The 26,261-nt window shown below is 69.5% G+C and carries 22 protein-coding genes and 2 tRNA genes; 7 read left to right on the plus strand and 17 right to left on the minus strand.

The genetic code is table 11. The features are described 5' to 3' along the window. Window positions 1-382 precede the first annotated feature (382 nt). The 16 genes from ACWEOW_RS24420 to ACWEOW_RS24495 form a co-directional block, all read right to left on the minus strand. A tRNA-Ala gene (locus ACWEOW_RS24420) sits at window positions 383-458 on the minus strand. A 30-nt stretch (window positions 459-488) separates the two neighbouring features. Further along, window positions 489-719, minus strand: coding sequence for a DLW-39 family protein (locus ACWEOW_RS24425; protein ID WP_452271855.1), 231 nt, complete (start codon window positions 717-719; stop codon window positions 489-491). A 29-nt stretch (window positions 720-748) separates the two neighbouring features. Beyond that, window positions 749-825, minus strand: a tRNA-Ile gene (locus tag ACWEOW_RS24430). A 216-nt stretch (window positions 826-1,041) separates the two neighbouring features. Beyond that, window positions 1,042-1,962 carry a DUF3566 domain-containing protein gene (locus ACWEOW_RS24435; RefSeq protein WP_452271856.1) on the minus strand — a complete coding sequence of 307 codons (921 nt, stop codon included), beginning with the start codon at window positions 1,960-1,962 and terminating at the stop codon, window positions 1,042-1,044. Continuing rightward, window positions 1,959-4,811: a DNA gyrase subunit A gene (gene gyrA / locus ACWEOW_RS24440; RefSeq protein WP_452271857.1), complete on the minus strand. Its 2,853-nt coding sequence runs from the start codon at window positions 4,809-4,811 to the stop codon at window positions 1,959-1,961. The genes ACWEOW_RS24435 and gyrA overlap by 4 nt, the downstream gene beginning before the upstream one ends. Before the next feature lie 147 nt (window positions 4,812-4,958). Next, on the minus strand, window positions 4,959-7,082 hold the full coding sequence (gene gyrB, locus ACWEOW_RS24445; protein ID WP_452271890.1) for a DNA topoisomerase (ATP-hydrolyzing) subunit B: 2,124 nt from the start codon (window positions 7,080-7,082) through the stop codon (window positions 4,959-4,961). Between the two features lie 398 nt (window positions 7,083-7,480). Beyond that, entirely contained in the window at window positions 7,481-9,004 is a 1,524-nt protein-coding gene (locus tag ACWEOW_RS24450; RefSeq protein WP_452271858.1) for a protealysin inhibitor emfourin, read from the minus strand. Between the two features lie 78 nt (window positions 9,005-9,082). Next, window positions 9,083-10,273: an FtsX-like permease family protein gene (locus ACWEOW_RS24455; RefSeq protein ID WP_452271891.1), complete on the minus strand. Its 1,191-nt coding sequence runs from the start codon at window positions 10,271-10,273 to the stop codon at window positions 9,083-9,085. Further along, on the minus strand, window positions 10,273-10,929 hold the full coding sequence (locus ACWEOW_RS24460) for an ABC transporter ATP-binding protein (RefSeq protein WP_452271859.1): 657 nt from the start codon (window positions 10,927-10,929) through the stop codon (window positions 10,273-10,275). Before ACWEOW_RS24460 ends, ACWEOW_RS24455 begins: the two co-directional genes overlap by 1 nt. Next, complete coding sequence (locus tag ACWEOW_RS24465; protein ID WP_452271860.1) at window positions 10,926-12,695, minus strand: hypothetical protein; 1,770 nt, start codon at window positions 12,693-12,695, stop codon at window positions 10,926-10,928. Before ACWEOW_RS24465 ends, ACWEOW_RS24460 begins: the two co-directional genes overlap by 4 nt. 102 nt (window positions 12,696-12,797) lie before the next feature. Beyond that, window positions 12,798-13,265: a hypothetical protein gene (locus ACWEOW_RS24470; protein WP_452271861.1), complete on the minus strand. Its 468-nt coding sequence runs from the start codon at window positions 13,263-13,265 to the stop codon at window positions 12,798-12,800. 194 nt (window positions 13,266-13,459) lie between these two features. Beyond that, window positions 13,460-14,074 (minus strand): DUF721 domain-containing protein, encoded by a 615-nt coding sequence (locus ACWEOW_RS24475; protein ID WP_452271862.1) that lies wholly within the window; start codon window positions 14,072-14,074, stop codon window positions 13,460-13,462. Next, window positions 14,067-15,326: a DNA replication/repair protein RecF gene (recF, locus tag ACWEOW_RS24480; RefSeq protein WP_452271863.1), complete on the minus strand. Its 1,260-nt coding sequence runs from the start codon at window positions 15,324-15,326 to the stop codon at window positions 14,067-14,069. Before recF ends, ACWEOW_RS24475 begins: the two co-directional genes overlap by 8 nt. Window positions 15,327-15,374: 48 nt before the next feature. Then, window positions 15,375-16,484, minus strand: coding sequence for a phosphogluconate dehydrogenase (NAD(+)-dependent, decarboxylating) (gnd, locus tag ACWEOW_RS24485; RefSeq protein WP_452271864.1), 1,110 nt, complete (start codon window positions 16,482-16,484; stop codon window positions 15,375-15,377). A gap of 192 nt (window positions 16,485-16,676) precedes the next feature. Beyond that, on the minus strand, window positions 16,677-17,804 hold the full coding sequence (dnaN, locus tag ACWEOW_RS24490) for a DNA polymerase III subunit beta (RefSeq protein WP_452271865.1): 1,128 nt from the start codon (window positions 17,802-17,804) through the stop codon (window positions 16,677-16,679). A 649-nt stretch (window positions 17,805-18,453) separates the two neighbouring features. Beyond that, the gene (locus ACWEOW_RS24495; protein ID WP_452271866.1) at window positions 18,454-19,143 is read right to left on the minus strand and encodes a TetR/AcrR family transcriptional regulator; all 690 of its coding nucleotides are present in this window, start codon (window positions 19,141-19,143) and stop codon (window positions 18,454-18,456) included. Window positions 19,144-19,260: 117 nt separating this feature from the next. Between ACWEOW_RS24495 and ACWEOW_RS24500 the strand changes: the two genes are divergently transcribed. Then, entirely contained in the window at window positions 19,261-20,232 is a 972-nt protein-coding gene (locus ACWEOW_RS24500) for an NAD-dependent epimerase/dehydratase family protein (protein WP_452271867.1), read from the plus strand. Between the two features lie 40 nt (window positions 20,233-20,272). On the opposite strand, the gene dnaA is transcribed toward ACWEOW_RS24500, so the two are convergent. After that, on the minus strand, window positions 20,273-22,042 hold the full coding sequence (dnaA, locus tag ACWEOW_RS24505; RefSeq protein ID WP_452271868.1) for a chromosomal replication initiator protein DnaA: 1,770 nt from the start codon (window positions 22,040-22,042) through the stop codon (window positions 20,273-20,275). A 564-nt stretch (window positions 22,043-22,606) separates the two neighbouring features. Here dnaA and rpmH point away from each other — a divergent pair. The 6 genes from rpmH (at window position 22,607) to rsmG (ending at window position 26,232) form a co-directional block, all read left to right on the plus strand. Further along, on the plus strand, window positions 22,607-22,744 hold the full coding sequence (rpmH, locus tag ACWEOW_RS24510) for a 50S ribosomal protein L34 (RefSeq protein ID WP_010849920.1): 138 nt from the start codon (window positions 22,607-22,609) through the stop codon (window positions 22,742-22,744). Between the two features lie 18 nt (window positions 22,745-22,762). Continuing rightward, entirely contained in the window at window positions 22,763-23,113 is a 351-nt protein-coding gene (gene rnpA, locus ACWEOW_RS24515; protein WP_452271869.1) for a ribonuclease P protein component, read from the plus strand. Further along, window positions 23,110-23,430, plus strand: coding sequence for a membrane protein insertion efficiency factor YidD (gene yidD, locus ACWEOW_RS24520; protein ID WP_452271870.1), 321 nt, complete (start codon window positions 23,110-23,112; stop codon window positions 23,428-23,430). The genes rnpA and yidD overlap by 4 nt, the downstream gene beginning before the upstream one ends. An 83-nt stretch (window positions 23,431-23,513) precedes the next feature. Beyond that, the gene (gene yidC, locus ACWEOW_RS24525) at window positions 23,514-24,503 is read left to right on the plus strand and encodes a membrane protein insertase YidC (RefSeq protein ID WP_452271871.1); all 990 of its coding nucleotides are present in this window, start codon (window positions 23,514-23,516) and stop codon (window positions 24,501-24,503) included. Window positions 24,504-24,605: 102 nt separating this feature from the next. Continuing rightward, window positions 24,606-25,355 carry a Jag family protein gene (locus ACWEOW_RS24530; RefSeq protein ID WP_452271872.1) on the plus strand — a complete coding sequence of 250 codons (750 nt, stop codon included), beginning with the start codon at window positions 24,606-24,608 and terminating at the stop codon, window positions 25,353-25,355. 85 nt (window positions 25,356-25,440) lie between these two features. Next, the gene (rsmG, locus tag ACWEOW_RS24535) at window positions 25,441-26,232 is read left to right on the plus strand and encodes a 16S rRNA (guanine(527)-N(7))-methyltransferase RsmG (protein ID WP_452271873.1); all 792 of its coding nucleotides are present in this window, start codon (window positions 25,441-25,443) and stop codon (window positions 26,230-26,232) included. The last annotated feature ends 29 nt before the right edge of the window (window positions 26,233-26,261 follow it).

A 26,261-nucleotide genomic window follows, 5' to 3' on the forward strand; every position in this document is an offset into this window, starting at 1 on the left:
CGAACCGGCGAGCGACCTCGGTGACCGTCGCCCCGTCCAACACCTCCAGCACCGCCCGGTACCGCAGCTCGCTCACACCCAGCTCCCGCAACATCACGCGCTCCTTCCGCGACCCCACTCGGGGTCAGAAAAGAACGCACCGCGACAGCACAGCAACCACTCACCAGCGCAGGACCATCGGCAGGACTGTCAGCCACCTACCGGAACGACTGTCGCGCAGGAACCGAACCCGCGTCCCCAAACTGGAAGGCAGGAACCGGAACCCGATGGTCAAGCATGAACCGGAACTGCACATGATGGCAACGATCACCGCTGCAGTACTTTTCTGGGGTACGGGCACGAAAGAGGCCCTCTCCGAAATCGGAAAAGGGCCTCTGACCTGTGGTGGAGCCAAGGGGACTCGAACCCCTAACCCCCTGCTTGCAAAGCAGGTGCGCTACCAATTGCGCCATGGCCCCTGGTCCAGCGGGCCAGAGGCCCTGGCTGGATCAGGACGAGGTCGTCGCCTCGTCTGTGGCAGTGGGTGCTGCCGGTGTCGGTACGGGCTCCGTCGCCTCGGCGACGGGCTCCGCTGCAGGTGCGGGCGCAGCGGTCGACGTGTCGACGTCGTCCGTGGCCTGCGTCCACAGGTCCTGCTCGGCCTGCTGCTGACGCGCCTTCCGGCGAAGGAACACGACGCCGGCAACGGCTGCACCGATGAGGAGTAGACGCTTCACCATTCGAGGATCCCCTTCCGCGGTGGTGGTGATGGTGGGCCTAGGAGGACTTGAACCTCCGACCTCTTCCTTATCAGGGAAGCGCTCTAACCGTCTGAGCTATAGGCCCATCGTCACCTTCGCGCGACCGATCGAACACGGTGGTCCTGATGACCGGACGCGAGGGGAAACGTTACCCGATGCCCCTCGCCTGCACCAAAACGGCCCAGCCCGGCTGCCACGATCGAGCGGCTGCCACGACCCAGCGAGCGCCGACGTATGCCGGGAGACCGGCGTCACGGCATACGCCAGCGTCCCAGCGGGGCTGAGGCCGGCAGGGGCGGCGTCAGTCGTCGGTGAGGGTGAGCTGCACGCCTCCGACGAGCGCGGAGCAGATGTTGTAGAGGAACGCCATGACGGTCGCGATCGCGGTCATGAGGATCACGTCGATGACCCCGATGACGATCGACAGGGACACGACCCGGCCGAAGCCCACGTAGTCCTTGATCGAGAACGGGTCGGACGTCGTGGTCTGGAGCGACTGGAGCACACCCTCGACGTCGGTGAACACGTTCATCGTCGACAGGATCATCCACAGCACAGCCGTGAGGACCACGCCCGCGATGCCGAGGGCGACCGAGAGCAGGAAGCTCATCTTCATGACCGACCAGGGGTCGACCCGCGCCACGGCGAGGCGCACCCGGCGAGGGCCACGGTGCTTGCGCGCTGCGGCCGTGCTGGCCGTGCGCGAGCCCGCCGTGGCGTGCGCGCCGCCAGCACCGGCACCGCCAGCACCGGGCGACACCCGCGCGGTCGGAGCGGTGCGGGTGGTCACGGCGCCGCGGGACAGCTCGGTGCCACCGTTGTCAGGAGCGCCGGAGGTGCTGCCCGTGCCAGTGGACCCGGGCGTGCTGATCGGGGTCGTCGAGCCGGTGGTGCCGTACGCCGAGGAGCTGTAGCCGCTCGAGGAGCCAGAGCCAGAGCTGTAGCTGCTCGACGAGCCGGTGCCGGCCCCGCTCGAGCTGTAGGGCGAGCCGTTCGTGCCGTAGTAGCCCGCGCCGTTCGACGTGTAGTCGCCAGAGCCAGCCGTGCCGGACGCATCAGACGAACCCGATGACCCCGACGTCGACTCACGCGACGCTCCTGTCGAGCCGGACGCACCCGAAGAGCTGTTCGTCGAGCTCGGCGACGTCGAGCCACTGCTCAGGGCCGGGCTGGTCCCGTATCCGGTCGCACCGAACGGCCCATCAGAGCTCGTCGTGCTCATTCGTCACCTCCGTTGTCGCCATCGGACGAACTGTCCTCGATTGTCGAGGTTTCGTCTGACGGTACGCCATCGGGCCCAGGAACCGTAACGGACGCTCCCGTAGTGGAGCCCTCCGACACGCTTGTCGTGTCCGAACTGCTACCTTCGCCCGTTCCCGGGGCCCCTTCGGCCCCTCCGCCAGCCTCTCCACCGGCCGCGGCGCCTCCGCCCGCCGCGTCGCCCGCGTCAGACCCCTCGGGGTCGATGCCCACCTCGGACGCCACCGCCGCCTCGGCGTTGCGGGCCACCGCGACGATCGCGTCACCCTTGTCAGGCGTCGCGAACCGCACACCTTGCGTGGACCGGCCGGTGTGACGCACCTCGTCGACCCGCGACCGCACGATCTTGCCCTTCTCCATGACGACCATGACCTCGTCGGTGTCGACGACGGTCAGCGCGCCGACCAGGTCACCGCCCTTCTCGGAGAGCTTCGCGACCTGGATGCCCAGGCCGCCACGGCCCTGGAGGCGGTACTCGGAGACTGGGGTGCGCTTGGCCAGGCCGTTCTCGAAGACGACGAAGACGTCGAGCTCCTCGCCCTCCTCGACGACCGACATCGCCAGCAGGTCGTCGCCGGGCCGGAACTTCATCCCGGTCACGCCGGACGTGGACCGCCCCATCGGCCGCAGCGCCGAGTCGGTCGCCGTGAACCGCAGCGACTGGCCCTTGCGGGACACGAGCAGCAGGTCGTCGCGGCTCGAGGAGAGCCCAGCGCCGACGAGCTCGTCGCCGTCGCGCAGGTTGATCGCGATCAGCCCGCCCGAGCGGTTCGAGTCGTAGTCCTGCAGGCGCGTCTTCTTGACCAGGCCGCCGCGCGTGGCGAGCACGAGATAGTCGGCCGACTGGTAGTCCTTGATCGCGAGCACCTGGGCGATCTGCTCACCAGGCTGGAAGGCGAGCAGGTTCGCCACGTGCTGGCCCTTGCTGTCGCGCGACCCCTCGGGCAGCTCGTACGCCTTGGCCCGGTAGACGCGCCCGAGGTTGGTGAAGAAGAGCAGCCAGTGGTGGGTCGTCGTCGTGAAGAAGTGCTCGACGACGTCCTCCCCGCGCAGCGTCGCGCCGCGCACACCCTTGCCGCCGCGCCGCTGGGAGCGGTACTGGTCGACCCGCGTGCGCTTGGCGTACCCACCCCGGGTGATCGTGACGACGACGTCCTCCTCGGGGATGAGGTCCTCCATCGACATGTCGCCGTCGAAGGGCATGATCGTCGTGCGCCGCTCGTCGCCGTACTTGTCGACGATGGCCTGCAGCTCCTCCGAGACGATCTGCCGCTGCCGCTCGGGCGAGGCAAGGATCGCGTTGTACTCGTCGATCTGCACCTGCAGGGCGTCGTGGTCCTGCTGCAGCCGCTCCCGCTCGAGGGCGGCGAGCCGGCGCAGCTGCATGTTGAGGATCGCGTTCGCCTGGTCCTCGTCGATCTCGAGCATCTCGATGAGGCCCGTGCGGGCGATGTCGACGGTGCGGGAGCCGCGGATCAGCGCGATGACGTCGTCCAGGCGGTCGAGCGCCTTGAGCAGGCCACGCAGGATGTGGATCTCAGCTTCAGCCCGGCGGAGCCGGAACGTCGTACGCCGGACGATGACCTCGATCTGGTGATCCACCCAGTGCCGGATGAACGCGTCGAGCGGCAGCGTGCGGGGGACGTCGTCGACGAGGGCGAGCATGTTGGCGCCGAACGTCGTCTGCAGCTGGGTGTGCTTGTAGAGGTTGTTGAGCACGACCTTGGCGACGGCGTCGCGCTTGAGCAGGATGACCAGTCGCAAGCCGTTGCGCCCCGACGTGTGGTCCTCGAGGTCGGCGATGCCCTGGACCTTGCCGTCCTTGACGAGGTCGGCGATCTTCTGCGCCAGCATGTCGGGGTTGACCTGGTATGGAAGCTCGGTGACAACCAACGCCTGTCGGTTGCCGACCTCCTCGACGTTGACGACGGCCCGCATGAGGATCGAGCCGCGTCCGGTGCGGTAGGCGTCCTCGATGCCGCGCTGGCCCACGATCGTCGCGCCGGTCGGGAAGTCGGGGCCCTTGATGATGCCGAGCAGGTGCTCGAGCAGCTCCTCTCGGGGCAGCTCGGGGTTCTGGAGGTGGAACTGCGCGCCGGCCGCGACCTCGCGCAGGTTGTGCGGCGGGATCTGGGTCGCCATCCCCACCGCGATCCCCGCCGAGCCGTTGACGAGCAGGTTCGGGAAGCGGCTCGGCAGCACGGACGGCTGCATCGTCTTGCCGTCGTAGTTGGGGACGAAGTCGACCGTGTCCTGCTCGATGTCGCGGACCATCTCCATGGCGATCGCTGCCATCCGGCACTCGGTGTATCGCGGGGCGGCGGCACCGTCGTTGCCGCGCGAGCCGAAGTTGCCCTGGCCGTCGACCAGCGGGTAGCGCAGCGACCAGTCCTGGACCAGGCGCACCAGGGCGTCATAGATCGCAGTGTCGCCGTGCGGGTGGTAGTGGCCCATGACATCGCCGACGACGCGGGCACACTTGTTGTAGCCACGGTCGGGCCGGTACCCGCCGTCGTACATCGCGTACACGATGCGCCGGTGCACGGGCTTCAAGCCGTCACGGACGTCGGGCAGCGCCCGGCTGACGATGACCGACATCGCGTACTCGATGTACGAGCGCTGCATCTCGGTGTTGAGATCCACCGGCTCCACGCGGTCGTGCTCACCGGGCTCCCGCGCAATCACCGCTGTAGCGTTGGGGTCCCCCTCGTCCTCGGGCTCCGAGCCGAGGTCGTCGGGCGTCTCGTCGGGCGTCTCGTCGGGCGTCTCGTTGACGTCGTCTCCGTCGATGGGAGGCAGGTCGTCGCTCACGTCAGGTCCCTTTGTCTCTCAATACGCTTCGTGCAGTCCATGCTGAGGTATTCCGGGTGGGTCGACGTGGTCGAGCCTGGAGGTCCCAGCCTGGCGGGCATTTCGGGGGTCAGGGCTCAGGCCGGTTCCGGCCATGAGCCCCGTGGGTCACACGTCGAGGTTCTTCACGTCGCGGGCGTTCTTCTGGATGAAGGTGCGACGGGACTCGACGTCTTCGCCCATGAGCACGGCAAACACCTCGTCCGCCTTGGCCGCATCGTCGAGCGTCACCTGCAGCAGGGTCCGCGTCTCCGGGTCCATGGTCGTCTCGCCGAGCTCCTGGAAGTTCATCTCGCCGAGGCCCTTGTAGCGCTGGACCGGGTTGTCCTTCGGAAGGCGCCATCCCCGGGCCTTGCCCAGCTCGATCAGGCCGTCGCGCTCCCGGTCGCTGTACGCGAACTGGTGGGCCGGGGCGTTGGCCCAGCGGATCCGGTAGAGCGGAGGCTGCGCGAGGTAGACGTAGCCGGCCTCGATGAGCGGGCGCATGAAGCGGAAGAGCAGCGTCAGCAGGAGGGTGCGGATGTGCATGCCGTCGACGTCCGCATCGGCCATGAGCACGATCTTGTGGTAGCGCGCCTTGGCCAGGTCGAAGTCCTCGCCGATCCCGGTGCCGAACGCCGAGATGAGGGCCTGCACCTCGTTGTTGGCCAGGATCTTGTCGATCCGCGCCTTCTCGACGTTGAGGATCTTGCCGCGGATCGGCAGGATCGCCTGCGTGCGCGGATTGCGCGCCTGCGTGGCCGACCCGCCGGCGGAGTCGCCCTCGACGATGAAGACCTCGGAGATGCTGGGGTCCTTGCTCTGGCAGTCCTTGAGCTTGCCCGGAAGGCCGCCGGACTCCAGCAGGCCCTTGCGCCGGGTCGCCTCGCGAGCCTTGCGGGCCGCCATCCGAGCCGCCGCGGCCTGGATCGACTTGCGGACGATGTCCTTGCCCTCGTTGGGGTGGGCCTCGAGCCAGTGCCCGAACTCATCGGTCATGGCGCGCTGGACGAAGCCCTTGACCTCGGAGTTGCCGAGCTTCGTCTTCGTCTGGCCCTCGAACTGGGGCTCTCCGAGCTTGACCGAGATGACCGCGGTGAGACCCTCGCGAACGTCGTCGCCGGTGAGGTTCTCCTCCTTGTCCTTGAGGAGGTTCTGCTTGCGGGCGAACTCGTTGACGAGCTTGGTCATCGCCGCACGGAACCCCTCCTCGTGCGTGCCGCCCTCGTGGGTGTTGATCGTGTTGGCGTAGGTGTGGACCGACTCGCTGTAGGCCGTCGTCCACTGCATCGCGAGCTCGAGGCTGAGCGACCTGGCCTCGTCCTCGACCTCGATCGAGATGACCTCGGGGTGCACCGGCTCGGTGCGCTTGCTGCTGTTGAGGTGGTTGACGTAGTCGACGAGGCCTCCGTCGTAGCGGTAGGTGACCTTCTTGGCCTTGAGCTTCTTCTTCTCGGTCGCGGGGACGTCGTGCCCGTTGTCGCCCTCCTCCTCGACCTCGGTGAGGTCGGCCTCCAGGTCGTCGAGGTCCTCCTCGGCTGCGTCGGTCTGGTCGACGCGCTCGTCGACGAGGTTGATCGTCAGACCCTTGTTGAGGAACGCCATCTGCTGGAACCGCGCCCGGAGGGTCTCGAAGTCGTAGTCGACCGAGTCGAAGATGTCCGGGTTGGCCCAGAACGTGATGGTGGTGCCGGTCTCCTCGGTCGCCTCCTCCTCGCGAAGGGGCCCGTCGGGGACACCCATCGTGAAGCTCATCCGGTGCGCGTGGCCCTTCTGGCGGACGGCGGCCTTGAGCTTGGTCGACAAGGCGTTGACGACGGAGGATCCGACGCCGTGCAGGCCACCGGACACCTTGTACCCGCCGCCGCCGAACTTGCCGCCGGCGTGCAGTTGGGTCAGGACGAGCTCGACGGCGCTGATCTTCTCGACCGGGTGGATGTCGGTCGGGATGCCACGACCGTTGTCCTTGACCCGGACTCCACCGTCGGCGAGCAGGGTGACGTCGATCGTGTCGGCGAACCCGGCCAGGGCCTCGTCGACCGAGTTGTCGACGATCTCGTAGACGAGGTGGTGCAGACCGCGCTCACCGGTCGAGCCGATGTACATGCCCGGGCGCTTGCGCACGGCCTCGAGTCCTTCGAGCACGGTGATCGCGCTCGCGTCGTAGTCGACGCCGTTGGGGCGCGTATCAATAGCGGTGGCCGAGGGCGCGGGGAGAGGAGGGGAGGGAGCGGCGGGCGGGTCCGTGGGGATCGCACCGAGGGTGCCGGGGGTGGTGTCGTTCTGCTGGTCGGGCGTCTGGGCGGCCTCGGACACGTCTCTCCTTGGTTCTTGCACGGTGGTCCGGGCGAGCTGCGACGGCCTGTCCGGACCCGCCGTCACCGCATCGGTGACATCGGGACGGCCCGACCAGGTGTCAGAGCGCTCTCTGCGGCCGGTCGAGCCGAGTCCCTCTCATTCTAACGGTCCGCGGGCACCAACCGTGCCCTCAGACGCGTGAAACGGCCATTTTCCGGCGTTCGAACCCCAAGATCCGAGGGGGGAGTCACGCCCTGCCCCCTCAACGCGCCTGTGACGCCGTCCGCGGAACCGGGTTGTGTGCCCTCCGAGACGCCTCCCGCCCATTCTCCCGTATCCGCCGCGGACGTGATTCAGCCCTGCCCGAGGGTCCGCTCGAACAGCTGGTGGATCGCCTCGGGAAGGTGCGGCTCGGCGACGTCGACGTCGAGGTCGACCTGCTCGCAGACGACCGAGTAGCAGTACGCGTCGGGCTGGGCGCGCTCCTCCAGCGCGGCGATCCGCTGCAGGGTCGGGGCCGCGAGCAGGTGCTGCCAGTCCTTGGCGTCCCGCTCAGGCAGGTCTCCGAGCGCGACGTGGCGCTCGCGGACGAGTCCCGCGAAGCCACCGGTCCGCCGTAGCAGCAGATGCGCGTCCACCCCCGGGACCTCGCCGTGAGCCGGTCCGCTCGGTGGGGCGTCGGGCGAGCCGTCGCCCCAGCCATCGCCGGCCGAGCCATCGCCGGCCGAGCCATCGCCGGTGGACGCAATGGGCGCGCTGCCGGTCGATCCGCCGTCCGCCGAGCCCGGCTCGAGCACACCGACCTGCTCCCACGCGTCGCGCACGGCGTGGTGCTGCGTCGACCCGGACCCGAATGCGGCCACCGCGGCCGCAACGGTCAGGCCCGCGAAGGTCGCGAAGTCACAGTCCGCCTTGATCCCGTCACCCGACAGGACGGCATACCAGATGTGCCCGGCGTCGTCCCAGGCGTTACCGCCGATGGCGCGGGCCGCGAGCGCGAAGGCGCGGTTGGGGATGCCGGAGTTGATGTGGACGCCGCCGTTGTCGTCGTCGGTCTGGACGTAGTCGGCCATGGAGGCCGGCTGCGGGTCCTTGCCGAGCTGCGGGTCGTCGTATGCCGTGCCGGGGTTGAGCATGTCGCGCAGCGCCCTGCCCTGGACCGACGGCATGAGCAGCTCGGCACCGATGAGCCAGTCGGCGTCGGCCGCGGACTGGCCGAGCGCACGCTGCTTCACCAGGACGCCGAAGACGTCCGAGATCGACTCGTTGAGCGCACCCGACTGCCCCTGGTAGAGCAGCCCCGCGGTGTGCTCGGTCACGCCGTGCGCGAGCTCGTGTCCGATGACATCGAGGCTGCGCGTGAACCGCTGGAACACGACGCCGTCGCCGTCGCCGAAGACCATCTGGGTGCCGTCCCAGAAGGCGTTGTCGTAGCTGCGGCCGTAATGAACGGTCGCGAGCAGCGGCAACCCCTTGCCGTCGAGCGAGTCCCGGTCGTATGCCGTCTCCCACAGAGTCCAGGTCGCGCCGAGCCCGTCGTAGGCCTCGTTCACCGCGACGTCGCTCGATGCCGGCTCTCCCTCGGCCCGCACCTGGCGCCCGGGGGTGCTCTGGCTGCCCTGCGCATCGGAGATGGTGCGGCGTGGGGAGGGGGCCACCGCCCCCTGCTCACCCGTCACCGGTCGCGGAGGACGGCGCGTCGTCGGCATCGCCGTCGGCGTCCGGCGCGACTGACGCAGCGCCGCGTCGTGTGCGAGCGCCTCGAGCGCCTTGGCGGCGAGGGCGGGCTCCCCGCTGCGGGCCAACGCCTCGAGCATGTACGGCGGGACGATGGTGCAGCGCGGCCGAATGGTCGCCTTTGGGTGGGAGTGACTCATGTCGACAGTCTGCGACGGATCGCTGACAACCGCCTCCCACTCAGCTTTGGACGTCGTGCCCACCAGCGGGGTGGGGTTTCACACCTGACTTCGCGCGACGAGATAGGGATCCTTAGCCAGGGAGCGTCGCACGGCCAGCAGGGTTGCGACCGACGTCGTCAGCACCAGAGCGGCAGCAACCGTGGCGAGCAGCGTGACCGGCACGGCGACGCCGCCCGTCAGGCCAACCAGGTCGAGCAGCGGCCTGACGACCACGACCGAGAGTGGGAGGCCCGCGGCATACCCGAGCACCACGCTGACGACCGTCACGAGCGCGCCCTCGATCACCAGCAACGACCGGAGGTCGCCGACCGTCCACCCGAGGCCGCGCAACAGGGCCAGCTCGCGCAGGCGGCGCGTGCCTGCCTCCCCGGCGCGCATCGCGACGCTGAGCGCGACGACGAGACCGGCCGCCACCGCGAGCACCGACCCAGCCACCCGGACCAGCCCCGGCGCGCCGCTCACATCCGCGACGCGGTCGGCCGTCGCCCGGGCGTCGAAATGCTGCCCGCGGAGCTGCTCGGCGACCGCTCGGGCGGTCTCGGTGGACGCCGTCTGGAGCACGATCGAGTCGGCGCCGCGGGTGCGGTCGAAGTCGTCGGGAGCCAGGCCCTCACGGGCTGCGGCGAGCCGCAACGCGTCGGCTCGGCTCAGGTATGCCGTGTCCGGCCGTTCCGGCGCGTGCGCCAGCGAGTAGATCCCGACGACCCGGAACGCCTCCTCCTTGGTGCGCCCCTGGCCCTGGGCGACCCGTGTCACCACGTCGATGGTGATCGTCGATCCGAGGCGCTCTCGCGCGCTCAGACCCTGGACCCGTTCGGGCAGGACGATCTCGCCGTTGCGCTGTACCGCGCGCCCCGCGACCAAGGTCACCTTGTCGATCGGTGACCACGTCGTGCCGGCGAGGATGGCCGCACGCTCGCCCCAGGGCAGGGAGCACTGGTACCGCACCGCAACCCCAGTGACGCCGGGCAGCCGTGCGAACCCGGCCGTGGCGTCCCGAGTCAGGTACCGGACCTCCTGGGCGTCGACCGGTTGGGTGACCTCGACCTGACCGAGCGTTCCGCGCGCAACGTAGTCCTGCGCCACCGACCTGGACACGGAGGCGCTCGCGACCATGCACAGGCAGCCGAGCATCATGAGCACCGCCAGCACCACAAGGGCGACCGGACGCACGACGACGCCTCGCCGCAGGGTGAACGGGGCCCAGGCACGGGCCTTCGTCGACATCACCGGAGCACCTGGTGGTCCAGCGCCCAGCGAGTGGCGCCGACCCGCAGGAGCTCCGAGTCGTGCGTCGCGACGAGCGCCGCCCCGCCACGCTCCACGACCGACGTGATCGCATCACCGACGAGTCGGGCGGAGGCGGCATCGAGGTTTGCCGTCGGCTCGTCGGCGAGCAGGATCGGCGGCCTCCCGACAAGACCGCGCGCGATGCCGACCCGCTGGCGCTGGCCGCCCGACAGTCGCTGCGGGAGCGTGTCGGCGTGCTCGGCCATGCCGACGGACTCGAGTGCTGCGATTGCGGTCGGGCGGTGGCCGCGGTGGGGTGCACCGAGCTGCGCTGCGACGTTCTCCCACGAGGTGAGGTAGGGGATGAGCCCGGCGTCCTGCCAGACGACCCGCGCCCAGGACGACCTCAGGGCATCGCGGCTGTCGCCCGTCAGCCGGTCCGTCTCGGTGCCCGCGAGGCAGATGGACCCGGCACTCGGGCTCAGCAAGAGGGCGGCGAGGGCCAGGATCGTTGACTTGCCCGTGCCCGAGCGTCCCGTGAGGATGCAGCACTCACCCCAGTGGACGGTTCGGGTCAACGGCCCGAATGTGGGTCCGTCCGGGTAGGCGTAGGTGACGTCGACGAGCTCGAGGGCGGCCTGGGTGAGGGTCACGAGTGGCCCTCCGAGCCGGCAGTCGCCGCCGGCGTGGCGGCCGCGCTGAACAGGTCCGACGCCCGCAGACCCAGCGCGAGGGCCGAGTCGTAGACGGCCTGCGTGGCGGCCACCGACGCTGGGCCGCCTGGCGTCCAGCTGAACATGGCGCTCGTGCCGGCCGCCCGGAAGCGCCCGAGTCGGGAGGTCACCGGCGACAGGTCGGCAAGCGACACCCGCTCCTGACGGGCTCCTTCGAGCCGAAGCAGGGCCGTCGCCAGCTCGAGCTGGCCGGCCTCGATAGCCCGCCGAGCCTGGTCGATCGGCGCACCCGAGCCCATCGAGTCCCCGGTGGCACACTGTCCGAGCTGACACAAGGCTGCCGCGAGACGTGCGCGGACCGCACCGCGCTGGACCCACGGCTCACCTGACCGGTCGACCTTGGCGCGCTCGGTGGTGTCGATGCCGAGCCGGGTCCGGGCATCGGTGACCATGATCCACTGACGTGCCTGGCCGCCGCTGCGGATCTCGGTGGGAAGCGGCCGCTCGAGAATGGCTGACGCGGCGGCGGTGACGCGTGGGCAGGAGGAGGCGATCGCGCGGCAGCCGAGTGCCACCAGGATCGTCTCGTCGTCCGCGCGCTGCGGGTCTGCGGACGGGGCCGTCGAGTCGCCGGTCGAGTCGCCCGTCGAGTCGCCCGTCGAGTCGCCCGTCGACGTCGAGGTCCCAGCCGTCTCGGCGCGTCTGACGAACACGTCCCGCAGCCAGGCCGGAGTCTCGGCAACAGCACCGAGGCTGCCGAAGAGCTGGGCGGCGATCACCGTCGACTGGAGGTTGCCCTGCGAGACGGGTGCCTCGCTGACCAGTCCGGACCGCAGCAGCTTGGACCGCCAGGGTCCGAGAGCACTGATCGCCGCGGCGCGCACCGCCGGGTCGACCGTCCCGGCGCGGGCGAGCCAGTACACCGCCTGCGGCTCCATCACGCCGGCGGTTGGCCGCGTCAGACACGCCATCGGCGTGGAGCGCTGGCCACCCACCTGCCCACCCACCTGGCCCAGCACCCAGGCGGCGGGACCCTGGATGGCATCCCAACCGCGGCATCCATCTGCTGGTGTCGGGCCGGGGGCGACCGGGACGGAGGTCGTCGGCGTGGAGGTAGTCGACGTGGACGTCCCTGGAAGGGTCACGCCGAGGTCGTGCAGGCGAACCCGTTCTTCCGGGGTGAAGGTGCGCGCCGACGCGAGCTGCCGGAGGACAGAGGTCTCGATGTCCTCGAGCCCGAAACACCGCGCGAGCGTCACCGCGTCGACGAGGTGGCCGGTCCGGGACTCCTCGTCGGTCTCCTTCGAAGGCGTCGACAGCAGGGCCTCCAGGCGCTTGACCACGGCATCCTTGTCCGTCTGCGCCACTCGCAGCCCTCCTTCGCCGGCTGCGTCGCATGCCCACTCCCAGGTCCAGAGTGGGTCGACCGCGGGCGCCTCGTCGTGGACCGCGGCAGCGAGGTCCTGGTCGTCGGGCCGCGGCGCAGGGATCCCAGCAAGCCGCATCGCTCGCAGGATGTGCGCGGAGTTGTACAAGCTGGCGCGCGCGCGACGGTCCGTCTGCTCGACGGCGACCAACCCGGCGGGGTCCCGGAGCTTGGCCAGGTCCGCGGCAAGGCTGCTCGCCAGGACGAGATCAGGGTCCGGCGGAGGCGGGCTCGAGCCGAGCTGTCCGGCCAGGCGCGTCCCCATGGTCACGGCCAGGAGGGCGACGAGCGCGCCGACGACCTTGGTTCTCGTTGTCACGTTATGGGGCCTTCCCGGCTGGGCGAGTCTCAGCACGGAGCCCGCCCAGCCGTTTGGTGTCATGGGCGCTGCGGTGTCGTCTGCGTGACGGTCGTACCGTCGTCAGTTGCCCGCGCAGGCGCTCGCGGCGGCCTTGACCCCCAGCGTGTAGACCCAGGCGTCGGAGCAGGTCGACATCCAGAGGGTGTTCCACGAGGGGTCAGCGACGCCGCTGATGTCAGAGATCCACGTGTTGTAGTTCGTCCACGAGATGCGGCGGGTGTCGCTGTCGACGATGGAGCCCGACGGGCTGGTCGAGATGCTCACAGCGATGCCGTGTGCGCTGACCGTCGCGGCGTTCGTGATCGTGTAGACCTTGTAGGCGCTTCCGTTCTTGAGCGCCTTGGACGAGGTGGCGAACGAGCACTTGTCGACGAATGCGCTGCACTCCCACGCGTTCGCCTGCAGGATCGCCCCGGTGTTCGGGATGCCAGTCGACGAGCTGTCTGACACCGCGAAGGCCGGACCGGCCGTCCCGAGGAGCGCGAGGCCGAGGCCGACGACCGCTACTTGCGCTGCGAGCTTCTTCATGTAATACCCCTGACGCGTGGTCAGGGGAGAGCGGGTTCGCCCTGCTTGACGTCCCTGACAGCGACGATGTCGCCGGTGTCACCGTATCTGACACGACCGACGGTTGCTCGGATTCAGTCTTGGGAATCTCTGGGGGAACTCGTCAAAGTCGCTGAGGGGAGTGGATGTACCTGCCAAGCGGGTGCGCCGAGCTCCTAGCCGTAGGTGTCGCGTGGGCCTCGGGAGTCGGGGGAGCGCCGCCCACCGTGGCTCCACGAGGGAGCGCTCGGCCCGACGACCTTGAGCTCGGTCACGGCACCTGCGCCGATCTCTTCCTCGACGCGCGCGAGCAGCGACGAGCCGAGCAGGCGCATCTGGGTGGCCCACGCCGTCGAGTCGGCGCGCACGGTCAGGACCCCGTCCACAAATGTGAGCGGCTCCACGTGCGCGGCGATGTCGGGCCCGACGATCTCGAGCCAGCGACCCATGACCGAGCCGACCGCGACGTCGACCTTCCAACCCCGGTCCACCAGGAGCCGGTCGAGCTGGTCTCCGAGCAGCGACGGATCCCGACCGTCCCGGTCGGGCCCGGACAACGCGGTGCCGGTCTCGGCGGGCCGGCGCCGCTTGCGTGGCTTCATGCCCGGACGCAGCCCCCGCTCGGCGGCCGCGGCCCGAGCACGGGCCAGGGCCGAGGCGGCCGCGTCGGCGATCCGCGTGTCCTCGTCGCTCGGGACCGGCAGGTCGTCCGGCTCGGGCGACTCCGTGACTCGTGCCGTCTCCTGCGGCGACCCCGGCTCGCCGGCTCTCGGCTCCGGTCGTTCAGCCATCGCGATGCTCGTCATCCATGTCGCCCACGTCGCCCATGTCGCCCACGGCATACGGCTGCGGGTTCACCTCACCCAGCTCGACGGCATACGTCGTGCCTCGTTCCCGAAGCATTTCGGGGACATCGGCGCCGACGGCGGCCGTGATGAGGACCTGCTCGCAGTCGGCGATGAGCGCGGCCAGCCGCTCCCGGCGCCCGGAGTCCAGCTCCGCGAACACGTCGTCGAGCACGAGGACGGGGTCATCGCCGAGGTCGCGCCGCAGGAGGCGGTATGCCGCCAGCTTGAGTCCCAGCGCAAACGACCAGGACTCGCCGTGGCTCGCATAGCCCTTGGCGGGCAGGTCTCCCAGCGAGAGGACCACGTCGTCGCGATGGGGGCCGACGAGGGAGATCCCACGCTCGATCTCGTTGGCGCGCAGCGACTCCAGGGTGTCGAGCACGCCGCTGCGCAGCTCGTCGATCTCGGGCACCTCACCCTCGGCGATCCGCTTGGCGAGGTCTTCGTGCAGCGAGCTGCGGTAGGTGGCCCGGGCGTTGGAGCTGGCGTTGCTCACGGCGTCGTAGCACTCGGCGAGGTCAGGCACGAGGTCGCGCAGCAGCCGCAGGCGGGCGTAGACCAGCTGCGAGCCGACGGTCGCGAGGTGGTCGTTCCAGATGTCGAGGGTGTGCAGCGCCGACTCGCGCGCCTCCTCGACCGGCGGGTCACCGGGGCGAGGCCCGCGTCGCGAGCCCTTGCGCAGGACCGGCGCCGCGGACTTCAGCAGAGCGTTGCGCTGCTTGAGGATCTTGTCGTAGTCGGACCGCACGCCCGACCACCTCGGCTGGCGCTGCACCAACAGCTCGTCGAGGAACCGGCGTCGCTCGGACGGGTCGCCCTTGACGAGGGCGAGGTCCTCCGGTGCGAAGAGCACGGTGCGCAGCGTCCCGAGCACGTCGCGCGGACGGGCGACCGGAGCGCGGCCCAGACGTGCGCGGTTCGCCCGGCCCGGGGTGATCTCGAGTTCCACCATCGTCTCGCGGTCATCACGCACGACCGCGGCCCGGATCACCGCCTGACCGGTGCCGAAGCGGACGAGCGGCTGGTCCGTGGCGACCCGGTGCGATCCGAGCGTCGCGAGGTACCCGACGGCCTCGACGAGGTTGGTCTTGCCCTGGCCGTTGAGGCCGACCAGCGTCGTGACCCCCGGCGTCAGCGCGAGCTCAGCGCTCGGGTAGCTCCGGAAGTCCTTGAGGGTCAGGTGGCGGACATGCAACGCAGGGCGGTCTTCGTCTGGGCGTCGGCGCTCAGGCCAGCGGCGCCGTCAGGCCTTCTTGGCGGCCCGTTTGGCCGTCGACTTGCTGGCGGTCGACTTGCTGGCCGTCGACTTGGCGGCCGTCGACTTGGCGGCCGTCGACTTGCGCGCAGTCGACTTCCTGGCTGCGCTCGCCTTCACCCCAGCATGCTTGAGGGTCGCCTTCTCGGGCGAGCCCTTCCTCGCGTCGGCCTCCTTCACCGCCTCGGCGGCATCGCGCCGCAGGCGCTCGCCCTCGGCGATGGTCATCACCTGGTGGCCACCGAACTGGCCGCGCAGGGCGGCAACAGCCTGCATCGTCGGTGAGACCTGTTGCCGCGATGCGAACCGGGCGAACAGGGACGCCGAGATCACCGGCATCGGCACTGACAGTGCGATGGCCTCCTCGACGGTCCACCGGCCCTCACCGGAGTCGTTGGTGTAGTCGGACACGTCGTCGAGGTGCGGGTCCTGCTCGAGCGCGGCGACCATGAGGTCGAGCAGCCAGGACCGGACCACTGTCCCCCGGCTCCAGGCCTTGAAGGCGCCGGGGACGTCGGTGACGATGTCCTTCTTCTCGAGCAGCTCGTACCCCTCGGCATACGCTGCCATGAGGCCGTACTCGATCCCGTTGTGGACCATCTTCGTGTAGTGGCCGGCGCCGACCTTGCCGGCGTGGACGAAGCCTTCCTCGCGCGGACCCTCCGGGCGCAGCGCGTCGAAGATCGGCATCGCGCGGGTGACCCACTTCTTGTCGCCACCACACATGAGGCCGTAGCCGTTCTCCAGGCCCCAGATGCCGCCGCTCACGCCGCAGTCGACGTAGCCGATCTTCTTCGCCGCGAGCAGCTTGGCGTTCTCGGCGTCGTCGGTGAAGCGGGAGTTTCCGCCGTCGATGACGAGGTCACCGGGCTCGAGCAGGTCGCCGAGCTTGGCGACGGTCTCCCGGGTCGGGTCGCCGGCGGGGACCATCACCCACACGACCCGCGGGGCGTCGAGGGCCTTGACGAGAGCGGGGAGCGTCGCGACGTCGCGCTTCTCCGGGTGGTGGTCGAACCCGACCACCTCGTGTCCAGCGCGCCGCAACCGCTCGCGCATGTTGCCGCCCATCTTGCCGAGACCGATGAGACCGAGCTGCATGTCGCGTGCCTTTCTGACGGGGGCGAGCGGGGCGGTTCGAGGCTACGCCTGCGAGGGAGGCGCCGCACCGAATGGCCCCGGTGCGTCATCGTGCGACGTAGTGCGACGCGACCGGGCGACCGGGCGACCGGCCCGGGAGTGCGCGGCCGTTCGGCCGGTCGGCTACCGGCGGTGGGGACCAGGGTGCAGAGCTCAGCTGGCGAAGCGGACCGGCATGAGAACGTAACGGTAGGACCCGTCGGGCTCACCCTCCGCCTCGTCCTGCCCGGTCAGCACGGCCGGCCGGCTCGGCTGGGTGAAGGCCAGGCGGCTGTATGCCGTGCCGACCGCGTGCAGCCCGTCGAGCAGGAACTGCGGGTTGAACGCGATCTGGATCTCGGGACCCGTGAGGGTCGCCTCGACGGCTTCGGAGGCCTGCGCGTCGTCACCCGTGCCGGCCTCGATCGCGACCTGGCCGTCGGTGAACTTCAACAGCACGGGCGTGTTGCGCTCCGCGACGAGGGCTACCCGCTTGACGGCCTCCTCGAGCGCAGCCGTCTCGATGACTGCCTCGGTGTCCACGGATGTCGGGAAGATCGAGGTGACCTTCGGGTACTCGCCGTCGAGCAGGCGCGTGGTCGCGCGGCGCTGGCCGGCCTCGAATCCGATCAGGCCGTCACCGTCGTGACCGAGGGCGATCTCGACACTGCCCGCGGCTCCGAGCGCCTTGGCTGTCTCCGAGAGCTGCCGCGCGGGGATCAGCGCGATGTGGCTGGCGTCGGTGGCCACCGGGCTCCAGGTCAGCTCACGCATGGCGAGGCGGTAGCGGTCCGTGGCCAGGAGCGTGACCTTGTCCCCCTCGACCTCCATGCGCACCCCGGTCAGGATCGGCAGGGTGTCGCCGCGGTCGGCCGCGACGGAGACCTGCGCGACGGCCTGGGTGAAGACGTCGCCGGCGATCGTGCCGCTCGCCTCGGGTGCAGCCGGCAGGGTCGGGTAGTCCGCGACCGGCATCTCCCGCAGGCTGAACCGCGAGGACCCGCAGGTGACGTTGAGCTTGGTGCCGTCGGTCGCGACGTCGATGGGCTTGTTCGGCAGGTTGCGGGAGATGTCCGCGAGCAGTCGACCCAGGACCAGCACCTGCCCGGCCTCGGCCACGTCGGCCGGGACGGTGATCTTGGCGGACACCTCGTAGTCGAAGGCCGACAGCGTGAGCGATCCTTCTTCGCTCGCCTCGACGAGCACCCCGGCGAGCACCGGCACCGGCGGACGGGCCGGCAGGCCGCGCGCCACCCAGGTCACGGCCTCGGCCAGGACGTCTCGCTCAACCCGGAACTTCACGGTGCACTCACTTCGACGAGGAACGACAGATGGGGCTCAGACACTAGTCCTTGGCGGCGACAGACACCACAAACACCACGAACAACGGATGAGGCCGGTGCGGACGGGCGGTCGCCGCTCCAGCCGTGCCGACCGGTACGGCGTGGCGGAGGGGCGTGGGTGTGGGCGCGTCCGGACCCTCGTTGTCGGGGCTTCCTGTCATTCAGAGGGTCTCGTCATAGTCATAGGCGCTGTGGATCCTGTGGACAACCGGCGTCCGGGCAGGTCACGTTGCGAGTCGGCTTGTGCACGAGCTGTGTGCGGAATGCCAGGGGTCTTCGTGATCGGTGTGGATGACGGATGACAGTGCACACAGTCCTCACAGTCGCGGTGTGGGTTGTCCGCAGCGTGAGGCGGTTCGTCCACAGATTTCCACAGAGCTGTGTGGAATACGCGTCTGCGCCTGGGGTCAGGATGTCCTGTTTGCGACCATTGGTGATAGGTCGCCTGTGTATGGAGGCGGTCTCCGCTTCCACAGAGTTGTCCACAGTCAGTGGAAAACGGATCAGCATGACGGCCTCGACCGGTTCCACAGCCCGGAGTCACGAGCAGGTCACGCTGTGCACACAGCTGTGGATGGGCCTGTGGACGAATGTGCACCACGGTGGAGTCAGTCGGGGAGCACGAGGCCACGGGCCTGTGCCAGATGCCACTCGAAGAGGGCTTCAGGGTCGCCGAGCTCGCCGAGCTGTCCGAAGACCTCGCTGGACACCGCGCCGATGAGCAGCGTCCACGCCGACAGTCCCTTGGCGAGCAGGACGGCGTCGATCGCGGTCCCGGCGAAGAACTCGTCGGACAGCAGGTCCCCGACCGCAGCGGTCGCACCGTCGCCGGCTGAGGCATCGACGGGCGGGCGCGCAGAGCGTCGCGCGATGTCATCGAGCAAGCGGGTCACCAGGGCGAGCACGGCTGTGCCCGGCCCGCTGGTGCGCTCGGCCGGAGCGGCATAGTCGGGCACCGGTGAGCCGTAGATCAAGGCGTAGTCATGAGGAAAATCGAGAGCCCAGCGCCGCACGGCCCGGCCGATGGCGTCCCACCGGCCGGCGAGGTCGACCGCGTCGACGCGGTCATGGGCGGCCGCGACCTCGGCTGCGAGAGCGGTGTAGGCGTGGATGATGAGTCGTGTGAGCAGCTCGTCGCGACCGTCGACATAGCGGTAGATCCCCGAGGACACCATCCCGAGATCGCGGGCGACCGCTCGGAGACTGATGGCAGCGGCGCCATAGCGTCCGAGGTGCTCACGTCCGACCCGCAGGATCTCGGCCTCGACGGCGGCCCGGTTCTCATCTCGTACGCCCATGCACAGAGCCTTCCACAGGATCGCAAGAAATGTGAGCACTGCTCTTGTTTTTCGCCCCGACAGTTGCCATAGTTGATCCGAGAGCAGTGCTCACATTTCTACGAAGGAGCTTGGACCATGTCTCACCACCTCGTCCTCGGAGCAGGCGGCATCGGCCGCATGACCACGGCCCGGCTCGTCGAGCTCGGCCACACCGTCACTCTCGCCTCCCGCTCCGGGACCGTCCGGGACCGTCCGTGGGCGCGGCACACCGTCCCCGCCGGACAGGCCGACCCGGTGACCGTGGTCGCTGTCGACGCCGCTGATGCGGACGCGCTGACCCGGCTCACCCAGGGGGCAGCCAGCATCACCAACGCGATCAACCCGCCGAAGTACACGACGTGGGACACGGACTGGCCGCCGGTCGCCCAGGCGATCCTGACGGCCGCCGAGCGCAGCGGCGCGGGCCTGGTCACGATCGGCAACCTCTATCCGTACGGCCAGGTCGACGGGCCCATGCGCCCTGGCGACCCCGAGCGCCCGAACGGGCACAAGGGAGAGCTGCGCGCGCGAATGTGGCGCGACGCGCTCGCCCTGCACGAGTCCGGTCGGATCCGTGCGACCGAGCTGCGTGCCAGCGACTACTTCGGCCCGGAGGCCACTCGCGGGATGAGCGTGCTCAACGACTTCGTCATCTCCCGGGCCGCTGCCGGCAAGATGGTCATGCTGCCGATGGGTCGGCCGGACGCGCCGCACACCTGGACCTACCTGGCCGACGTCGGTGCGCTCGCGGCCACCCTCGCCACCGACGACCGGTCCTGGGGTCGGATCTGGCACGTCCCCAGCGCGCCGGCGAAGTCCATGCGGGCGGTTGCAGCCGACACGGCGCGCATCGCCGGCAAGCCGGCCAAGCGGGTCTGGGCGCTGCCCCGCCCGCTCGGCACGGCGCTGGGCTCGGTCGTGCCGATCATGCGCGAGCTGCGCGAGACGCGGCACCAGTTCGAGCGCCCCTTCGTCCTCGACGCGTCCCTCACCGAGGAGACGTTCGGGCTCGCGGCCACGCCGTGGGAGGAGGCGCTCACGGCCACGGTGCACGCGCTCGCCGGCTGAGCGGCATACCCGGGTGGGTGGGCCGGCGAGCCCACCCAGGTCAGTGGGACTGCTGGCGGATGCGGTTGGTCAGCTCGGTGACCTGGTTGTAGATGGCGCGCCGCTCGCCCATCAGCTCGCGGATCTTGCGGTCGGCGTGCATGACCGTCGTGTGGTCGCGGCCGCCGAAGTGCTGGCCGATCTTGGGCAGCGACAGGTCGGTCATCTCGCGGCACAGGTACATCGCGATCTGTCGAGCCGTCACCAGCTGTCGTGACCGCGATGATCCACAGAGGTCCTCCAGGGTCACTGCGTAGTACGCGGCGGTGACCGCCATGATCGTCGCCGCCGTGACCTGGTTCGGGGTCTCGTTGGGCAGGACATCCTTGAGCACGATCTCGGCGAGCGGCAGGTCGATCGACTGCCGGTTGAGGTTGCTGAACGCCGTGACCCGGATCAGCGCGCCCTCGAGCTCGCGGATGTTGGTCGAGAAGTTCGTGGCGATGTACTCCAGGACGTCGTCCGGGACCTTCATGCGGTCCTGGATGGCCTTCTTGCGCAGGATGGCGATGCGGGTCTCGAGGTCGGGCGGCTGGACATCGGTGAGCAGCCCTGACTCGAACCGGGTGCGCATGCGGTCCTCGAAGCCGGACAGCTCGCGCGGCGGCAGGTCGCTCGTGATGACGATCTGCTTGTTGGCGTTGTGCAGCGTGTTGAAGGTGTGGAAGAACTCCTCCTGGGTCTGCAGCTTGCCCTGGAGGAACTGGATGTCGTCGATGAGCAGCACGTCGACGCTGCGGTAGCGGGCCTGGAAGGCGCTGGCCTTGTCGTCGCGGATGCTGTTGATGAAGTCGTTGGTGAACTCTTCGGAGTTGACGTAGCGGACCCGGACGTTGGGGAACATCGTGCGCGCGTAGTGGCCGATGGCGTGCAGCAGGTGGGTCTTGCCCAGGCCCGACTCGCCGTAGACGAAGAGCGGGTTGTAGGCCTTTGCCGGCGCCTCGGCGACGGCGACCGCGGCCGCGTGGGCGAAGCGGTTGCTCGCGCCGATGACGAAGGTGTCGAAGGTGTACTTCGGGTTGAGCCGGGTGTCCCCGGACACCATGGGCTCAGGTCGCTGCTGGCGCAGGGGGCCGCTCTCCCCGCCGCTGAGCGGGTGGTCGGTGTCCATGCCGTGACCGTTCCCGCCGGGAAGGTGCTGCGCCGGATGGGTCGGTGCATGGGTCGCCGGGTGGGTGCCGGGATGGGTCGACGCGTGGGCGTCGAGGGAGGTGGGCCCGTGTGCCGGCACGTGACCCAGCGCGGGGTTGATGCCGGGCCTCGGGGCCGGCGGCATCCCGGGACGGTAGGGCGGCGCGAGCGGCGAGTCGGTGTAGCCGAGCTGGTAGGGGTCGTCGAGGTCCGCGCCATTGAGCGCGGGAGCGCTCTCCTCGAGGTCCCGCAGCGGGTTGTATGCCGTCTGGCCGGGCAGGCCGCCCGAGGTGTAGCCCCGCACTGGGCCCCGGGCGGCGTCGGACAGCGCCGGCTGGCCGGTGGGCTCGTCGGTGATCATCCCGAGGTCGGTCTCGAGGCTCTCGTCGACCGAGACGGCCAGCTGAACCGGGTGGCCGAGCTGGTCGGCCAGGGCCGAGTTGACCTGGTCGCGGACGCGGTCCTCGAGGAAGTCCTTCGTGAAGGAGTTCGGCGCGCGGACGACGGCCGTCTGGTCGAGCACGCCGACGAGGCGACAGAGCCGGACGAAGGCTCGCTCACGATTGGACAGGCCGATCGAGTCCAGGGTGCCGAGAGTCTGCTGCCAGATCTCCGCGTAGTCGACGCCTGCCTCGGCCACCTGATCCACCTACCCCTGCTGATTCGGTTGCGCCCGTTCGGATTTGGCAGGTCGGCTCGGGACCTCGGTGCCCCTCGGAGCTGCGGCGACAGCGCCTCCGGGCGGTCCGACATACGGCGTTCCTGCTGAACGATGCCTTGTTGTCCACACGTTTGTCCACAGCCTGTGTATGGCTTGCCAAGGCTCGTAAGGCTCGAAAACCTACAACCCGCCGACGGGCCTGACAATCGGCTTGTCCACAGATCCTCGCACTGTTCGGCGTGTCGTCTTGCATTCTGACGGACGCGTCCGATGATCGGTCGTTTGGGGCTCGGCGCTGCGGACCGACCTGGCCGGTTTGACCCTCCTTCCGCGGCTCCCGTATCGTTGACCGAGCGTGTCTGCGACCTCTTTCGCATGCCCATGGCCCCGATCGCCGGGTCCAGCCAGAGCCCCTGGCCGGACCACCTTCTCGGAACTCCACGGGCTTGCCGATTGCGGTCGCCGAAGACCACAGCCAGCCCCACCCCACGGGAGTGCGGTCGATGCCCGTCGACCGGACGCCCGCGACCTACGGAGATCCTCGTGAGCAAGCGCACCTTCCAGCCGAACAACCGTCGCCGCGCCAAGACGCACGGCTTCCGCCTGCGCATGCGCACCCGCGCCGGCCGCGCCATCCTCGCCGCCCGCCGTCGCAAGGGCCGCGCCGAGCTCTCGGCCTGAGCCGCCGAGGGCCTCGACGTGCTGCCGGCACGTCACCGCCTGCGTGACCGGGCGGACTTCACGTCGGCAGTCCGAGGGCCCGGCGCCAGCAGAGCAGGCGGGCGACTCATCGTCGTGCATGCCAACCGGACCGATGCGCGTGCGGATCTTCCGCCGCGTGTCGGTTTTGTTGTGTCCCGCGCCGTCGGCAACGCCGTGGTGCGCAACCGCACCAAGCGGCGCCTGCGCGCCGGCGCCGCGACCCGGCTGAGCGGCATACCGTCGGGGTTCGACGTCGTCGTGCGCGCCAACCCGGCCGCTGCCGGGGCGACCTTCGCCGAGCTCGACTCGGCCCTCGGCCGGCAGATCGAGAAGGCGTGTGCGCGATGAGCGTCACCGTCAACCAGGTCCTGGCCGCGCCGCTGGTGCTCGGCGTGCGGCTGTACCAGCGGTTCATCTCGCCGCTGTCCCCGCCCAGCTGCCGCTTCTACCCCAGCTGCTCTGCGTATGCCGTCACCGCCCTGACGCGGTTCGGCCCGATCCGCGGGGGCTGGCTGGCCCTTCGCCGGCTCGGGCGGTGTCATCCGTGGAACCCCGGCGGCGTCGACCCCGTTCCGATGACATGGGCCGAACGCAACGACTGGAAGCCCGAGGACTTTCGTCCGCGTGATGCCGACGCGGACGAGCACCAAGATCACACGACCTGACCAAGCGGCATATCGTTGCCGACCAGTGGTGAGCGGCCGTCCGGCCGGATGTCGCCGCCGCACCAGATGACAGAGGAAGCACGTTGAGCGAGTTCTTCAACACCCTGCTCTATCCGATCAAGCTCGGTGAAGCATGGGTCATGTACGGATGGCACTGGTTCTTCGAGACCCTCGGTCTCAAGGGGGACTGGTCCGGCTGGGCGTGGGCGCTGTCGATCGTCGGCCTCACCGTGATCGTCCGGATCCTGCTCATTCCCCTGTTCGTCAGGCAGATCCACTCCTCGCGCCGGATGCAGCTCATCCAGCCCGAGATGCAGAAGATCCAGAAGAAGTACAAGGGCAAGCGCGACCCGGAGTCCCAGAAGGCGCAGCAGCAGGAGATCATGGATCTCTACCGGCGCACGGGGACCAACCCGTTCAGCAGCTGTCTGCCGATCCTCATCCAGAGCCCGTTCTTCTTCGCACTGTTCCAGCTGCTCAACAACCTCAAGGCCCAGGCCGAGGGCAAACAGCCCGGCATCGGGCCGATCACGCAGCAGGTCGCGGCACAGATCGAGAGCTCGACGATCTTCGGGGTGCACCTGTCCGACAGCTTCGTCACCGCCAACGGCAACCTCAACGTCAAGATCCTGTCGGCCGTTCTCATCGTCCTCATGTCGGCCACGACGTTCACGACGCAGTACCAGCTGATGCGCAAGAACATGCCGGCGGCTGCGCTCGACAACCCGTTCGCGAAGCAGCAGAAGGTGCTGCTCTACGTGATGCCGTTCTTCTTCGCGATCTCCGGCATCAACTTCCCGATCGGTGTCCTCATCTACTGGCTCACGACGAACCTGTGGACCATGGGTCAGCAGTTCTACGTCATCCGCAACATGCCGGCTCCGGGGTCGGAGGCCGAGGCAGCGCGGCGGAGGCGACTGGAGCGCCAGGGCAAGACCTTCGAGGAGCTCACGGTCCCCGGTCTCGACAGCGCCGCCGAGACGGTGCCGGCCGATGCGCCGAAGACTGGCCAGCGGCAGCAGCCGAAGGGTAAGAAGCGCTCGAAGACGGCGCCGCCGAAGACCCGGCGATAGCGGTTACCCACCATCTTATCCACAGGACCATCAGGACTCTGACCTGCGAAAACGAAAGTTTTCCACAGATCGGTGAGCCGTGATGAACGAAGGAGTCTCGCTATGAGCGACACGCAGGCAACCCATCTCGATCCGGACGCGCAGGACGACCAGGCAGACTCGGTCGAGTCGGCCAGCGGATCCGACGAGCAGGGCCTCGCGAGCCACGATGTGCCGGACGTGGATGTGCCGGACGTGGATGTGCCGGACGACGAGGAGCTGCCGGCTACGGGGTCGGACCGCGACGACGACTCAGTAGCGCCGACCGCCGCTGCCGGCGAGGGCGACGAGGCTGTGGCTGAGCAGGCATCGCCCGCGAAGGTCGACCGCAAGGCCCGCGTGCGCCAGCTGGAGCGTGAGGGCGAGGTTGCGGCTGACTTCCTCGAGACGCTGCTCGACATTGCCGATCTCGACGGCGACATCGACGTCGATGTGGACGGCGACCGTGCGGCCGTGGCGATCGTCGACTCGGAGGAGGGGCGCGTGCCCAGGCGCCTGGTCGGTGCTGACGGCAAGGTCCTCGAGGCGCTGCAGGAGCTGACGCGGCTCGCGGTTCAGGCCGAGACGGGCGAGCGGAGCCGACTCATGCTCGACATCGCGGGCCACCGGGCGCAGCGCCGGTCCACGCTCGTTGCGCTCGCGAAGCAGGCCATCGCCGAGGTCAAGGAGTCCGGGTCCCAGCGATCCCTGGAGCCGATGAGCGCTTTCGAGCGCAAGGTCGTGCACGACGAGGTTGCCGCCGCCGGGCTGGTCTCCGAGTCCGAGGGTGTCGAGCCCAAGCGGTACGTCGTGATCCTGCCGGCCGGCGACTGAGTCGCAGCGCCCGTTCCTTTCGTGTGACCGGTGGCCTCCTCTGGAGGGCCGCCGCATCGCTGGTCCTGAGATGGAGGCGTAGGGCGTGGACGAGGACACCGACAGACCGGCCGGCGTGCCGGAGACTCCCGCCGTGGCGGCGCAGATCTTCGGCGACCGGCTGGGGCTGGCCGAGGAGTTCGTCGCCATCCTGGCGGACACCGGCATCAGCCACGGTCTGATCGGGCCCCGGGAGGCGCCGCGTCTCTGGGATCGTCACGTGCTGAACTGCGCGGTCGTTGCGGACGCCATCCTGCCTACCGGTCAAGCGCAGCAGGTCATCGACATCGGGTCAGGGGCCGGCCTCCCGGGCCTCGCCCTGGCCATCGTGCGCCCGGACCTGGACCTCCATCTCGTCGAACCCCTCGCTCGTCGCACTGGGTGGCTCTCCGGAACGGTGGCACAGCTCGGGTTGACCAACGTCTCGGTGCACACGGCTCGCGCCGAGTCCATGTGGGACCGGATCGAGGCGCCCTGGGTCACCGCCCGGGCCGTGTCTGGCATCGTGCAGCTGGCCGAGTGGACCCTTCCGCTGCTGACGCCGAGGGGCAGCCTGCTGGCACTCAAGGGCTCACGAGCGGCCTCGGAGCTCGAAGAGTCGAGAACTGCACTGACTCGGCTCGGCGTGGTGGATGCGGCGGTCGAGCAGTACGGTGACGGGCTGTTGGAGGAGCCGACGATCGTGCTTCGCGCGACCATCGGCGAAACGCTGGACCGTCGACGCTTTCGATCGCGGCCCACGAGCAGCGCGGGTTCGGCCCGCCGGCGGGCGGATCGGCGAGGCGGATCGCGCCAGTCCGGCCCGGCGGCAACCACCCGCCGTCGTCATCAGCCATGATCGTGTCCAGACCCTTTCGTAGGCCGCTG

The sequence above is a fragment of the Monashia sp. NPDC004114 genome (assembly GCF_053603855.1).